The sequence below is a fragment of the Paeniglutamicibacter sp. genome (assembly GCF_046714615.1).
Classification (GTDB): Bacteria; Actinomycetota; Actinomycetes; order Actinomycetales; family Micrococcaceae; genus Paeniglutamicibacter.
The window spans coordinates 73093-85647 of sequence record NZ_JBKKAP010000029.1 but is presented as its reverse complement, the minus strand read 5'-3'; the positions used below and the strand labels follow the sequence as shown (position 1 = coordinate 85647).

General features: G+C 65.8%; 14 protein-coding genes. 4 read left to right on the top strand and 10 right to left on the bottom strand.

Annotated elements, in window-relative coordinates:
• Window positions 1-163: 163 nt before the first annotated feature.
• From trxA to rlmN, 8 genes are all read right to left on the bottom strand, one after another.
• Complete coding sequence (gene trxA / locus ACLQ7E_RS03795) at window positions 164-529, bottom strand: thioredoxin (protein ID WP_411731217.1); 366 nt, start codon at window positions 527-529, stop codon at window positions 164-166.
• Between the two features lie 352 nt (window positions 530-881).
• The gene (locus ACLQ7E_RS03790; protein ID WP_411731216.1) at window positions 882-1436 is read right to left on the bottom strand and encodes a hypothetical protein; all 555 of its coding nucleotides are present in this window, start codon (window positions 1434-1436) and stop codon (window positions 882-884) included.
• A complete protein-coding gene (locus ACLQ7E_RS03785) occupies window positions 1433-2620 on the bottom strand; it encodes a signal peptidase I (RefSeq protein ID WP_411731215.1) in 1188 nt (395 codons plus the stop codon). Before ACLQ7E_RS03785 ends, ACLQ7E_RS03790 begins: the two co-directional genes overlap by 4 nt.
• Before the next feature lie 23 nt (window positions 2621-2643).
• Window positions 2644-3252: a SipW-dependent-type signal peptide-containing protein gene (locus ACLQ7E_RS03780; RefSeq protein WP_411731214.1), complete on the bottom strand. Its 609-nt coding sequence runs from the start codon at window positions 3250-3252 to the stop codon at window positions 2644-2646.
• 7 nt (window positions 3253-3259) lie between these two features.
• Entirely contained in the window at window positions 3260-3907 is a 648-nt protein-coding gene (locus ACLQ7E_RS03775) for a SipW-dependent-type signal peptide-containing protein (RefSeq protein WP_411731213.1), read from the bottom strand.
• A 200-nt stretch (window positions 3908-4107) separates the two neighbouring features.
• A complete protein-coding gene (locus tag ACLQ7E_RS03770) occupies window positions 4108-4926 on the bottom strand; it encodes an oxygenase MpaB family protein (protein WP_411731212.1) in 819 nt (272 codons plus the stop codon).
• Between the two features lie 7 nt (window positions 4927-4933).
• Window positions 4934-5413 (bottom strand): carboxymuconolactone decarboxylase family protein, encoded by a 480-nt coding sequence (locus tag ACLQ7E_RS03765; protein ID WP_411731211.1) that lies wholly within the window; start codon window positions 5411-5413, stop codon window positions 4934-4936.
• A 41-nt stretch (window positions 5414-5454) separates the two neighbouring features.
• Complete coding sequence (gene rlmN, locus ACLQ7E_RS03760; RefSeq protein ID WP_411731225.1) at window positions 5455-6660, bottom strand: 23S rRNA (adenine(2503)-C(2))-methyltransferase RlmN; 1206 nt, start codon at window positions 6658-6660, stop codon at window positions 5455-5457.
• A 349-nt stretch (window positions 6661-7009) separates the two neighbouring features.
• Between rlmN and ACLQ7E_RS03755 the strand changes: the two genes are divergently transcribed.
• Window positions 7010-7576: a MarR family winged helix-turn-helix transcriptional regulator gene (locus ACLQ7E_RS03755; protein WP_411731210.1), complete on the top strand. Its 567-nt coding sequence runs from the start codon at window positions 7010-7012 to the stop codon at window positions 7574-7576.
• On the opposite strand, the gene ACLQ7E_RS03750 is transcribed toward ACLQ7E_RS03755, so the two are convergent.
• Complete coding sequence (locus ACLQ7E_RS03750) at window positions 7573-9045, bottom strand: SDR family oxidoreductase (protein WP_411731209.1); 1473 nt, start codon at window positions 9043-9045, stop codon at window positions 7573-7575. The genes ACLQ7E_RS03755 and ACLQ7E_RS03750 overlap by 4 nt on opposite strands.
• The gene (locus ACLQ7E_RS03745; RefSeq protein ID WP_411731208.1) at window positions 9042-9860 is read right to left on the bottom strand and encodes a tryptophan-rich sensory protein; all 819 of its coding nucleotides are present in this window, start codon (window positions 9858-9860) and stop codon (window positions 9042-9044) included. Before ACLQ7E_RS03745 ends, ACLQ7E_RS03750 begins: the two co-directional genes overlap by 4 nt.
• A 121-nt stretch (window positions 9861-9981) precedes the next feature.
• Here ACLQ7E_RS03745 and ACLQ7E_RS03740 point away from each other — a divergent pair, with 121 nt between their 5' ends.
• The 3 genes from ACLQ7E_RS03740 to ACLQ7E_RS03730 are packed head-to-tail and all read left to right on the top strand — an operon-like array spanning window position 9982 to window position 12545.
• The gene (locus ACLQ7E_RS03740; protein WP_411731207.1) at window positions 9982-10482 is read left to right on the top strand and encodes a MarR family winged helix-turn-helix transcriptional regulator; all 501 of its coding nucleotides are present in this window, start codon (window positions 9982-9984) and stop codon (window positions 10480-10482) included.
• A complete protein-coding gene (locus ACLQ7E_RS03735) occupies window positions 10479-11597 on the top strand; it encodes a polyprenyl synthetase family protein (RefSeq protein WP_411731206.1) in 1119 nt (372 codons plus the stop codon). Before ACLQ7E_RS03740 ends, ACLQ7E_RS03735 begins: the two co-directional genes overlap by 4 nt.
• A gap of 3 nt (window positions 11598-11600) precedes the next feature.
• Window positions 11601-12545, top strand: a complete 945-nt coding sequence (locus ACLQ7E_RS03730; protein ID WP_411731205.1) for a phytoene/squalene synthase family protein — start codon at window positions 11601-11603, stop codon at window positions 12543-12545.
• Window positions 12546-12555: the final 10 nt, after the last annotated feature.

The window sequence follows — 12555 nt, the reverse complement described above, 5'->3', positions numbered from 1 at the left end:
TCCCTGCTCGAAAAGATCGACGGCAGCCAGCCGCTGCTCGGCGGTCAATGAACTATTTTGACGCATGAAAAACTCCCCGAAAGTAAGGATCTGAATTATTCAGTCCAACTTTCGGGGAGCAGTTCATATGGTGGGGCCTTCGAATCGCTGGCGCGCCGGAGAATTACGCCTTGGAGCCGGCCGCAATATCACTCTTGATTGCTTCCATGTCCAGTCCCTGGACCTGGCCTATCAAGTCTTCCAGTGCTTCAGCGGGCAGTGCGCCGGGCTGGGAGAAAACAAGGATTCCGTCACGGAATGCCATCAACGTGGGGATGGAGGTGATGTTGGCGGCAGCGGCCAGCTGTTGCTCGGCCTCGGTGTCGATCTTGCCGAAAGTGATGTCGGGGTACTTCTCGCTGGCCGATTCAAACACCGGTGCGAAGTTGCGGCACGGGCCGCACCACGCGGCCCAGAAGTCAACGAACACAGTGCCGGGTTCGGTAATGGTGGATTCAAAATTTGCGGAGTTGAGTTCAACGGAAGCCATACGTGCTTCATCCCTTCGGGAGGTTTGATTGGCGCGGATCACGAGCGTATCCGCAAATAGGTCAACCACACGCGCAAGGGTAATATTCCTAGGTAGTTCTTCCAGATTTTATTCAAAGGAGTCACCACATGTGCAAGAAAGTCACCTGCGACAGCTGCGCCAAGCCAACCTGGGCAGGCTGCGGCGAGCACATCGAGGATGCGCTCGGCGACGTCGCCGTTGCGGATCGCTGCAACTGCGCCTAACCGGACGTCTTGGACGGACAGAGTTTCAAACCGTCACCGCTACTTCCGCAGTTGAAGGCGCCAATTAGTCCAAGGACCACCGTCGACATCTAATTCGTTGATCGCTCTCAGGATGCGTTGGTGATCACGCACGTTCCCGAGCCTACGAGCAGGGGGAAGGTCGCACGAACGGTGGATGTCTTGGAAGACCAGCCCGACGCGTGCCCGGCAGATAGTCCGACGTCGGCACTTCCCCCGAGAAGCCCGGCCAGCAGGCCGCCCTGAAAGGTGCTGGTGTAGGGGCCGGGATCCAAACCTGTCGTCGATACCCCGTTTCCGTCGGACACGGGAGCCAGATTGGCCACACTCGTCCCTGACCAATATTGTGCGTTGGCACGCGTGTATCCGGTTGATGGATAGTGCCAGGTGAGCGTGACACGGGGTCTAAGGCTCAAGTTGACCAAAACGCTCTGCGCCGTGCAGCTGTCGATGACGGGCGCCGGCACCTCCAGCGCCGAGAAGCCGGCCGAGGAATGTTCGGCATCCGTCCAAGTGGCCGTCGTTGACGCGGGCGGCACAGACGCAACGAGAAGCCCCGCACACACAACCAAGGACGCGCAGATGCGCAGGCGGTTGGGGAGTTTCCGACGCGTGACCGCTCCTCGGGACATGATGGATTTCATCGGTTCCGTTTCCCTCGCCACCTTGCCGCGCCGGCCAGTGCGAGGCCGAGACCGACGGAGCCCACGGCGGCGAACAAGGCCAGTAGCGGGTTGGTTCCGGTGGGGGCCAGCGGGCCGACCAGCCCGGGTGAAGTCGTGACATCATCGCCCGATCCGGAGGCGTGCACCTGCAAGTGAACGGGCCCGCCGGCTGCATCCGGGGTGCCGTCCGCAGGCAGCCAGAGATCGAACAGCAGCCAGCGCTCCTCCGCCACGGGCATGGTCGTCAGCTGCCGTTTGGTCCCGTCAACGGCAACCGGTCCCCCAACTTGCACCCTGTCTGCTCCGCCGGCGCAGGTCCCCTCGACCCATCGCCGGTCACAGGAACGAATGGCTGCGTGCAGCCCGAGGCCCGCATTCCCTTTGCCCAGCAGTTCGATCCGGACCACGCCGGGCCCCGATTCCACGGCGGCAACGCCGACCTGCCACTGCACGGGTTCCCCGGGGGCCAGATGTGCCATTGCGGCGTGGTCGCCGATCGCGGTCAACCGCAGATGGCCACTCGCAACGACCTCCTCCGTGGCGGCCTGGGGCGGGGCGGACAGGGCGAATCCAAGGGTCAGCGGTACGACGAGGAAGACCAGCGAAGCCTGCGAGCCATTCTCGGGTTGCCCCGGCACGCGAACCTGATCGCCGTCACTGGTTTCGTCACGGCCAGAGGTTTCCCGCGGCCAGAACGCCCACGTGACCAACGCCGATGCGCCGAGGGTCAGCAGGGCCAGCACCCAAGGGCTGGACAGCCACACCACTCCGTATGCCAGGTTGGGAATGGAGCCCATGACAATCCGGACGCTACTGACGGTGTACGGGGCCGGGTCCTCTGCCTCGTTCGCGTCCCCCTTCATCGTGATGACGCGCTCGGCATTTGACGGCCCGCCGCCCACGGAGGTCACGCGGTGGGTGATGGGGAGGGCCGCCGGGCGGTCAACGGTCAAGACATCCCCGACCCGGATCTCTGGTGCAGGGATCTCGCGCACGACGGCCAGGGATCCGGCAGGAATCGTCGGACCCATGGAACCGGTCTTGAACATGATCAGGGAAACGTTGAACGCGAAAGCCAGAACGACCAGCACCACGCAGACGAATCCGCCGAAGGCCGCCAGGCTCAACACGGCATCGCCAAGGAATCTTCCTGCGCCCCGCATGCGTCTATCCATGTCCGGCCCGGCTAATCGGCCGTCGCCGCAAAGACCCAGCGTCCCGTGAGCGTGGTGCCCTGGGCGGCGTTGGGTGCGGTCGTGGGCAAGGTGACGGCGAAACAGTAGTTGGTGGTGGAGGCCCCGCTGGCCGCCAACGCGCCCTCTGCGGTGGATCCCGTGGTCAGCACGGTTCCGGTGCCGACGACCGCAGTGCCGGCGGCGAAGGTGGTGGCGTTGCAGGTGGTTCCCGCGACCGTGTTGACGCCGTAGCGCAGGTAGGATCCCAGCCCGATTGCGTTGCCCTCGTCTGCTGTCAGTTGCACTGAGCCGGCCACGCTCGAGGCTGCGGTCTTCACCGAGTACAGGGCGAACGCGGTCGTGCCCGGCGTCATGGCGTCTGGGGTCACGGTGAACACGAGCGCGGCGCCGGGCGCGGTCGGATGGTCGCTGAATTCGGTGCCGTTCGTGCTGCCAACGATCGAGAACGTGCCGGCCGTGAACGATCCTGAGGCGTGTTCTTCATCGGTCCACGCGGCAAGCGTTGTCGTGGTGCCGACGCCGAGCACGAGGCCGCCTGCGAGCACGGCCCGCAGGCGGATGAATCGCCGCCTGCGCTCCGGCGTCAGATCGCGTCGCATCCGGGCGTTACGACGTCGAGGTGCCGAGGAATTCCCAGGTGCCGACGGCCGCTGTGTCCTGGGCGATGGTCGAGCTGGCGGTTACCTGCACGCACAGGAACACGTCGGTGCCAGGGTCGGTGCCAGGCGCTGTGCTCTTCGCCAGGGTGAACGTGCTTGCGCCGATGACCGAGTCCAGGGTCGTGCCGGCCGGGACAATCTGCGTGCCGGTTGCAGTCGGTGTGCAGGCGGCCATTGATGCCACTTGCACGATTGAGTAGCTGAGCTCGTCCGCGGCGGTGCCCGAGACGGTGGCCGAAGCAACGCTGACCTGCGCGTCGTTGGTGGTGTCCTGGTCCAGGTGGAGCACGAATGGTGCGGCGACCGTGTCGGTGGGGCTGAGGCTGTCGAAGCTGAGGGAGAAGCCCAGCTGTGCCGGCGCGCCCGCTGCGTGGTCGCTGAAGTCCGTGCCGTTGGTGCTGCCCTGCATGTTGAAATGGCCGGCGCCGAATGTTCCCGTCGCGAATTCGGAGTCGTTCCATGCGGCAAGCGTTACCGCCGCACCTACACCGAGGACCAATCCACCGGCCAGGACCGCCCGGATCTTGCGGTTCTTTTCCTTCTGAGCTATTAGCTCCCCCTTAGCAGGTAATACAGCGGAGCTGCTGGAGATCACGAAGAATCCAGACCGTGAAACACCGTTTTTCGGCGTTGCATCCCACCCTCACAAGCTAACAGCGGCGAAGCGCAAGTACAGCATGACTTCAGGTGTTTGGCGAAACGATGACCAATCTCCGGGCAAGTCTGGATGATCGGCACTAACCGCTGGCCGCATGGGGGATGCCATGTGGCCAAGCATCTAGTTCGAAAGGCCGTTCAGCTACCCAGGCGGCGCAGGTAGAAGTGCATGGGAAAGTGCCGGATCCCCCGCGGCAAGATCCGCATGGAAACACGCGCGCAGCGCAATACCAGATCCATTCGGCGTTGTTGGCGCGGGCCGAATGCGAAGCCGTACATGGCACGCACCTGCTCGGGCAACAACCCGATGGTCATGAGCCGGACCAGCGGCATCGCGGCACGGATCCACAGGGGTGCATGTTCGGCGGCCAGGAGTTTTTGCGCAACTACTCGCACCGGCGCGTCGACCCGCAATTGCCCGAGGGTGTCGGCCCAGTACTCGGCGAAGTCCGCCCGGGTGGCCGGCCAGAGGTGTCCGGGCATGCCCAGCTCGGTTCCCAGTTGCGCGTAGTCGCGGTACAGCGCCTCGGCTGTGTCATCGTCGAGCGGCGGGAACACCGCGCGCTGGATCGCCATGGCTGAGTCATAGAGCGTGGCCGCGACCCACAATTGCAGCTTCGGGTCGCGTGCGGAATACGCGGGGTGCGAGCCGTCCTTGGCGGCGGCCGCCTTGACCGGCGCGTGGGCGGCGTGGACGATGTCCGTGACCTTGGCCCGGTGTTCATCGGTGCCGTTGCTCAGGGCGTAGATATACGTCAAGGTGCCATTGAGGCGGCCCAGCGGGTTGACGGCAAAATTCGAATGCCTGGCCACTCCGTGGCCGACACCGGGCAGCGCGAGCTGCAGCAGGATCGCGCGACCGCCGCCCAGCAGGTAAACCCCTTCGGGGGCATAGCGGGAGAGCACGGATTCGGGCCGCGTTTCCGCGTCCCAGGAATTGGTCGTGCCCGCGGCCATGGCGCGGCTACTTCTTGCTCGGGCGCACCGGGTGCTGGGACAGGATGGAAACGCGGTTGAAGGCATTCATGGCAATGGCAGCCCACTGGACGGCGGAGAACTGTGCGTCATCCAGCACCAGTCGTGACGCCGCGAGCTCGGCAATCCGGGTCTCCGAATCCGGCAGCTCGGTCGCGGCCTCGGCGACCGAGAGCGCGGCCGACTCCAGGTCGTCGAACAGCGAAGTTTCACGCCACGTGGAGAGCACCGCCAGTCGCTGGGTGGTCTCGCCGGCCTCCAGCGCCATCCGGCCGTGCATGTCAAGGCAGAACGAGCAGCCGTTGATCTGGGAAATGCGCACATTGAGCAGCTCGACGAGCCGGGTGCTCAGCCCGGCGGCAGCCGTGGCCTCCTTGACCTTGAGCGAGAGCCCGTTCAGGGCCTTCCAGCTCGCGGTGTCGGACTTGTCCAGGAAAAACGGTGCTGCCAATGACATCCAAAAACTCATCTCATCAATGGCGCCTTGCGCCCCAACGTGGTGGTTACAGCCTACTCAGCCGCTGCAAGCTGGCCGCAAGCGCCGTCGATTTCCTTGCCGCGGGTGTCGCGCAGCGTGGTGGGAACGCCGGCGGACTCGAGGCGGTCGATGAACTCGGCCGTGACGTCAGGTTCGGAAGCGGTCCATACAGAGCCCGGGGTCGGGTTCAGCGGGATCGGGTTCACGTGAACCCAGCCGCGGCCGCGGGCATTGAGCTTGCGCGCCAACAGGTCCGCGCGCCAGCCGTGGTCGTTCATGTCCTTGATCAGTGCGTACTCGATGGAGACACGGCGGCCGGTCTTCACGTAGTAGTTGAACGCGGCGTCCAGCGCCTCGTCGACCTTCCAGCGCGAGTTCACCGGGATCATCTCATCGCGCAGCTCGTCGTCCGGCGCGTGCAGCGACAGCGCGAAGGTGACCGGGACGCCCTCCTCGGAGAGCTTGTTGATCGCAGGGACCAGGCCCACGGTGGAGACCGTGATGCCGCGGGCGCTCATGCCCAGACCCTCGGGGGCGTCGGCCACCATGCGGTGCACGGCGTTCATGACGCGCTTGTAGTTGGCCAGCGGTTCGCCCATGCCCATGAACACGATGTTGCCCACGCGCTCTTCCGGGTGCTTCTGGCCGCCCAGGCCGCCCTCGGCGATCACGCGGTTGGCCTGGACGATCTGGTCCAGGATCTCCGCGGTGGACATGTTGCGGGTCAGGCCCGCCTGGCCGGTCGCGCAGAACGGGCAGTTCATGCCGCAGCCACACTGCGAGGAGATGCACAGGGTGATGCGGTTGCTGTAGCGCATCAATACCGACTCGACCAGCGAGCCGTCGAAGAGGCGCCACAGGAACTTGATGGTCTTGCCATCGTCGGTGGCCAGTCGCTTGACCTCGGTGAGCAGCGTGGGGAACATGACCTCGGCGATCTCGGCGCGGCGGTCCTTGGGAAGGTCGCTCATCAGCTCGGGATCGGTGGTGTAGTGCTGGAAGTAGTGCACCGAGAGCTGCTTGGCGCGGAAGGCTGGCAGGCCCATTTCCTTGAGCTTGGCGGCGCGTTCGGCCAGCGTGAGATCGGCAAGGTGCACCGGCGGCTGCGAGACACGGGCCTTGGCGGTGAACTGGAGCTGCGGGCGGCCGTCCTCGCCCATGGCCTGCTTCCACCCCTCGGCGGTGGGGCGCACCTGTGCGCGGCCTTCGGCCTTGGCACGGGATTCGGAGATGCGCATTTGCTGGGCACCCTGGGCCGCGGCCTGGGCGGCGCGGCGGGCCGCGGCGTCCTCTGCGGCGGGCGCAGTAGTGGCAGGCACGGTCACTGGGGTATTTTCGGGGGAAGTCATTGCTTCCATTCTCCCATGCATGTCCAGAATGTGGGCGGTGAGATTGGGCACCACGGATGCCGGACAGTATCGGCCATGGGCCCCGGCGTGCGTTTAGGAGATGCGATGGCTTACTTCAACGGGCCGGTGCGATTGTTCCGCCACCGCCAGACCTTGCAATGGGGTTCGAGACGAGGCGTGGTCGTATCATGAGGTGGTCACGCATATCAGCACGCCCAGGGGAAGAGAGTGGAATCCAGTGGACCGCGAAGAGCTCCCCACCATCTTCAACCTTGCCTCGAGCGACCCGCGCAGCGAATTGATCGACAGGTCGCAGCTCAGCGAGGAAACGCTGCAGCAGATCGATCGGATCATGGCGGAAATGGGCAGGTTGCGGGCCGTCGAGCGCAAGATCTCCCGTGCATCGCAAAGCTACATGAACCTGAACGAGACCGACATGCGCGCCATCAGGTTCCTGATCTCGGCGAAGAACACCAATACCGCGGTGACCCCCGGCATGCTTGCCAAGCACCTGGGCATCACCACCGCCTCGGTGACCAAGATGGTTGACCGGCTGGAGAAGGCCGGACACGTGGTGCGCGCCGCGCACCCGACCGACCGCCGGTCGCTGTGCATCACGGTCACCGCCGAGACGCACCTTGCCGCCCGCCAGCAGGTCGGGCGGCACCACGCCGCGCGCTTTGGCGCGGCCGCGCGGCTGAGCCCCGCCGAGCGCGAAGTGGTCATCCGTTTCCTCGCAGAGACGGCCATGGACCTCGAGGACAGCATCGGCTCGGTCGGCGAGCGCGAGACCACCGCCGACTAGCCGGAGTCCTTGGCAGTCAGCTCTTCCGCGGCAGTCGTGATGCGGCGTGCCATGGAGGAGAAAATCATCCCGTGGAACGGCAGGATCGCCAGCCAGTAGAGCCGGCCGGCCAAACCCTTCGGAAAGAACACCGCACGTTGCAGGTAGTGGCTCCCGGTATCCGTCGGTTCCACCGCGAGCTCCAGCCATGCCCGACCGGGAACCCGCATTTCCGCGCGCAGGCGCAACAGCCTATCCGGCACCAATTCCTCGACGCGCCACCAATCCAGCGCGTCTCCCAGGGCCAGGGATTCGCGGCTGCGCCGTCCGCAGCGCAGCCCCACGCCCCCGGCCAGCTTGTCCAGGATCCCGCGCAGCGCCCACGCACCGGGCAATGAGTAGTACCCGGTCTCTCCGCCCAGGGACTGGATGACCCGGAACAGCGCGGCAGGGGCCGCGGTGGTTTCGCGTTCCCGCACATCGGTGAAGACTCTGTGCCCCGCCCATTGCGGGTCAGAGGGCAAGGGCTCGGCGGGTGCCTCCAGGGCATGGGCGGTGGCCCATGTCGTTTCCACCGTGTCATCACGCATCTTGGCCAGCGCCAATTCAACGGAGCTCCGGTACCCGGTCAGTCCCCCGGCGGGCCGGTCGATGATCGAATCGATGTCCCGGTTTCGCATGACGCAGTCGTGCTGCAGGGACTCGACCAACGGGATGGCCAGCGAGCGCGGGATCGGGGTGACCAGGTTGACCCACTGGGCAGCCAACCACGGCGTCAGCACCGGCAGCGGCAGGATGACCGGGCGGCGGATGCCCGCCGCATCGGCATAGATCCGCATCATGTCGCCGTAGCTGTGGGCCTCGGGTCCGCCGATGTCGTAGGCGCCGGTGATCTCCGGCGGAAGGCCGGCGCATTGGCCCAGGTAGTGCAGGGCATCACGCACGGCGATGGGCTGGACGCGGTTGAGAACCCAGCGCGGGGCGGGCATCACCGGCAGCACGTCGGTGAGGTGGCGGACCATTTCGAAGCTTGCGGACCCGGAGCCGATGATCAGCCCTGCCTGCAGCGTGACGGTGGGGACGGAACTTGATTCGAGAATCTGCCCGACCTTGACCCGCGAGGCGAGGTGGCGGCTGAGTTCCCCCTCGGGATGCAGTCCCGAGAGATAGATCAGACGCCCAATTCCCGAGGCCTTGGCCGCTTCCACGATGGTGTTGGCGCAGCGTTCCTCGACGGGGGCAAAGTTGGTGCTGCCGCCCATGGAGTGGACCAGGTAGTACAGGATCGTGGCTCCCTCACACAGTTGGGCAGCGGCCTCCGGATCGGTGAGGTCTCCCTCCACGATCTGCACCCGCTTGCCCCACGGAACATCCCGCAGGGCATTGCTGCGGCGGGTGAGCACCCGCACGCTGTGGCCCTGTTCCAGCAACAGGGGGACCAAGCGCCCGCCGATGTAACCGGTGGCCCCGGTAACGGCAATGACGCTCATGCCAACACCTCGGACCTTGCCGGGGCACCTCGACGAACCCGACGTCTTGCCGCCGCGACGAGGGCGAAGAGCAACAGGGCTGCAGCCGCCCCATACGCAGCGACGGAGACGGGCGCGGATTCCAGGCCGCCGTCGCTGCGCCCCACTCCGATCCAGGCGATGCCCCACACCATGGCGAGGGCCGCTGCGATCCTGCCACCGGAATACACCACGGTCATGGCGCCGATCAGGGCCGCGACCGCCACCAGAACGCAGGCCAGGGGCGTGGCCCATTCAGCTCCGTCGCCCACGCCCCGGGCCGTCAGCCACGCGGCGATGTTGGCCACCGTCGCCACGCTGACCCAGCCCAGGTACGGGCCGAAGGTCAGTGCCATGATCCAGCGTTCGGCGGGATGTTCGATTTGCGGCCTCATCAGCATGAAGATCCTGGCCAAGACCGCGAGCAGGAGCAGCATCACCACGACACTGGCTCCCAACCAGCCAACTTGCACCACACCGATCCACAGGGCGTTGAGTATCGCGGAGCCTGCCGCCAACGGACGGATCCGCCGCTGGGTGTCGCTCCGTGCGGCGAGGGGCGTCAGCTGCCAGATCGCGTAGACAACCAGACCCAGATACACGAGGCTCCAGATGGAAAAGGCACCGGTGCCGGGAGCCAGCAAGGTCGAATCTGCGCCCAGCCTGCCGTCCGCAGCCTCGGCAATAGGGGTGCCGCCCATCGCTCCGCTGCCGATGAAGGCGCCGGCGATCGCGGCGAAGACCGCGGTGGCACAGATTATCCGGATGGTCCAGGAGGCCTTTGTTGGGGAATGCATCGGGAGATCTCCTTGGCTCGGGGGAAATTTTCACTGAATTCGTCAGTCCTACTCGACAAACACTAACTTGTTAACCCATGATGTATCTAGCTAAGCTAGTAATCAACCCTTCGAGGTATAGATGATCAAGGTTTCCACGGGTGAGACGCCCGGTCCGCACGCAGCATCGACGCTGTTACACGAGGTCCTCATGCTCAATGATGTCCTGGAACACGCGGTGTGTCGCCATCTGGGCATCAACGAGACCGACTTCTTGGCCCTGCAACACCTGATGCTTGACCGCCCGATGACCCCGGGGGAACTTGCCGGAAAACTGCATATTTCCAGCGCCGCCACCACCGCGCTCATCGACAGGATGAGCGATCGCGGGTACATGTCGAGGGCGGCCCATCCCACCGACCGACGTAGCATCCGCGTCCATCCAAGCCCCCGGGCGGTGAACCTGACCCTGACCGCACTGCGCCCTCTGTTCAATGATGCGGAACTCGGCATCCAGGAACTGGACCCCGACGAACAACGCGCCGTGGTGCGGTACCTGGAGGGCATCCTCACGGCTATGCACACCCAGATCGACACTCTGACACCTGCCGTCACCACCGAGAAACGGAACGAACGATCATGAGCCGGCCAACCCAAAGTCCCGCGCAAACTTGCGGGTCCACCGCACCCGGGAAGACGGAAGTGCTCCAGTCGCGGGTCCGCTACCAGTTGTCCTCGGTCATCGAGGAACATCGGCAAGCGGCAGGGGAATACTCCAAGGCCACCCAAACGCTCTGGTCCCGCATTGGACAGGCGCTGGAAGGTGGCAAGCTCACCCGCCCGCGCCTGGTCATGCTGGGCCACGAGGCATTCGCCCCTCCCTCGGCAGCCAACGCGGAACCCGGCGAAGATTTCGAACGCGTCGTCCTGCTGGGCTGCGCCTTCGAATTGCTCCATGGGTCGCTGCTGATGCACGATGACGTGATCGACCGCGACTTCACCCGGCGCGGGCGCCCCACGCTCTCGGCGCTGTACCGCGACGATGCGCTGGCGCGCGGCAAGTCGGCGGAGAACGCCGAGCATGCCGGGCACGCTGCAGCCATCATCGCCGGCGACCTGCTGCTGGCCGCGGCCATCAAGCTCGCCTTGCGGGCCGCCGATTCACTGCCCCAGGCAGCCATCATCGAAAACTCCTTCCACCAGGCAATCCACCACGCGGGCGCCGGGGAGCTGGAGGACCTGCTCTTCTCTCTGGATCCAGCGCCCGCCCAGGTGCAGGAGGTGCTGCGCATGGAAAAACTGAAGACCGCCGCCTATTCCTTCCAGGTGCCGCTGCACACCGGTGCCCTGTTGGCAGGCGCAGATGCCGCCGGAGCCGCCGCCCTGGCCAACATCGGCAGCCAGCTGGGCGTTGCCTACCAACTCATCGACGATGTGCTGGGGACCTTCGGGGATCCGGCCCGAACCGGAAAATCCATCGAGTCCGACTTGCGCGAGGGCAAAAGCACCATCCTCACCGCCATGGCGGCCTCCACCCCCGGGTTCACCGAGGACCTGCAGCGCTTCCGCGACCGGGGAGCGGACGTGAAGGCCATGCGCTCGGCGCTCGAATCCACCGGCGCCGAGCGCTTTGCCCGGCAATTGGCGCAGGACTTGTGCACCGGCGCCACCTCCGCCTCACGCGCATTGGGGCTGCCTGCCCATGTGTCCACCGAGCTCGAGGGCTTCGCCGGCCTCATCCTGAACCGGGGGGCCTAGGCCATGAAGCACGACACCGCAGTCAAAACCGGGGCATCGGCCGTCAACCACGCGACCGGCCAGCCCACGGCCCTGCAACGCTACTCGGCCACGGCCAGCTGCAGCGCCCAGGTGGTCATCGCCCGATACTCAACCTCGTTCTCGCTGGCCTGCCGCATGCTGGGGCGCCCCGCGCGCGAACACATCTCCAATATCTATGCCCTGGTGCGCCTGGCCGACGAGGTCGTCGACGGGGTGGCCCGCGAGGCCGGGCTGGACGCATCTGCCGTCGCTGCCGCGCTGCAACGGCTCGAGGAGGAAACCGAGGCGGCGCTGGCCAGCGGCTACAGCACCAACATGATCGTGCACGCCTTCGCCTGCACCGCCCGCTCCCAAGGCATCGACACCGCGCTGACCCGCCCGTTCTTCGCCTCAATGCGCAGCGACCTGGAGGTGTCCACTCACGACGCCGCGACTCTGGAGGGCTACATCTACGGATCGGCGGAGGTCGTGGGATTGATGTGCCTGCGCGTCTTCCGTTCCATGCCCCACGCCCCGACCGGACACGAGGCGGAAACCGAGGCCGCCGCCCGACGCCTGGGCGCAGCCTTCCAGAAGGTCAACTTCCTGCGCGACCTGGCGGAGGACACCTCCGGACTGGGACGCAGCTACTTCCCGGGCCTGGACCCGGCGGCATTCACCGACGCGCACAAGAACGCATTGGTCCACGAGATCCGGGCGGACCTGGACGCCGCGGCCCGCGGCATCCCCCACCTGGCGCCGCGCGCCGCTCAGGCAGTGGCCATGGCCCACGGGTTGTTCAGCGACCTGAACCGCCGACTCGAACACACCGACGCCGCCGAGCTCATGACCCGACGAATCTCCGTTCCCGCCCGCCGCAAGGCATACATCGCGCTGCGCACCACCATGGGCCGGCGCCCCAAGTCGGCCACGGTCAACGCGGCATGAAAGGGACACC

What these genes read in the sequence shown, in the direction of transcription:
- trxA (WP_411731217.1), bottom strand. Translation starts at nt 529, where the DNA reads ATGGCTTCCGTTGAACTCAACTCCGCAAATTTTGAATCCACCATTACC.
- ACLQ7E_RS03790 (WP_411731216.1), bottom strand. Translation starts at nt 1,436, where the DNA reads ATGAAATCCATCATGTCCCGAGGAGCGGTCACGCGTCGGAAACTCCCC.
- ACLQ7E_RS03785 (WP_411731215.1), bottom strand. Translation starts at nt 2,620, where the DNA reads ATGCGGGGCGCAGGAAGATTCCTTGGCGATGCCGTGTTGAGCCTGGCG.
- ACLQ7E_RS03780 (WP_411731214.1), bottom strand. Translation starts at nt 3,252, where the DNA reads ATGCGACGCGATCTGACGCCGGAGCGCAGGCGGCGATTCATCCGCCTG.
- ACLQ7E_RS03770 (WP_411731212.1), bottom strand. Translation starts at nt 4,926, where the DNA reads ATGGCCGCGGGCACGACCAATTCCTGGGACGCGGAAACGCGGCCCGAA.
- ACLQ7E_RS03765 (WP_411731211.1), bottom strand. Translation starts at nt 5,413, where the DNA reads ATGAGTTTTTGGATGTCATTGGCAGCACCGTTTTTCCTGGACAAGTCC.
- rlmN (WP_411731225.1), bottom strand. Translation starts at nt 6,660, where the DNA reads ATGCGCATCTCCGAATCCCGTGCCAAGGCCGAAGGCCGCGCACAGGTG.
- ACLQ7E_RS03750 (WP_411731209.1), bottom strand. Translation starts at nt 9,045, where the DNA reads ATGAGCGTCATTGCCGTTACCGGGGCCACCGGTTACATCGGCGGGCGC.
- ACLQ7E_RS03745 (WP_411731208.1), bottom strand. Translation starts at nt 9,860, where the DNA reads ATGCATTCCCCAACAAAGGCCTCCTGGACCATCCGGATAATCTGTGCC.
- ACLQ7E_RS03740 (WP_411731207.1), top strand. Translation starts at nt 9,982, where the DNA reads ATGATCAAGGTTTCCACGGGTGAGACGCCCGGTCCGCACGCAGCATCG.
- ACLQ7E_RS03735 (WP_411731206.1), top strand. Translation starts at nt 10,479, where the DNA reads ATGAGCCGGCCAACCCAAAGTCCCGCGCAAACTTGCGGGTCCACCGCA.
- ACLQ7E_RS03730 (WP_411731205.1), top strand. Translation starts at nt 11,601, where the DNA reads ATGAAGCACGACACCGCAGTCAAAACCGGGGCATCGGCCGTCAACCAC.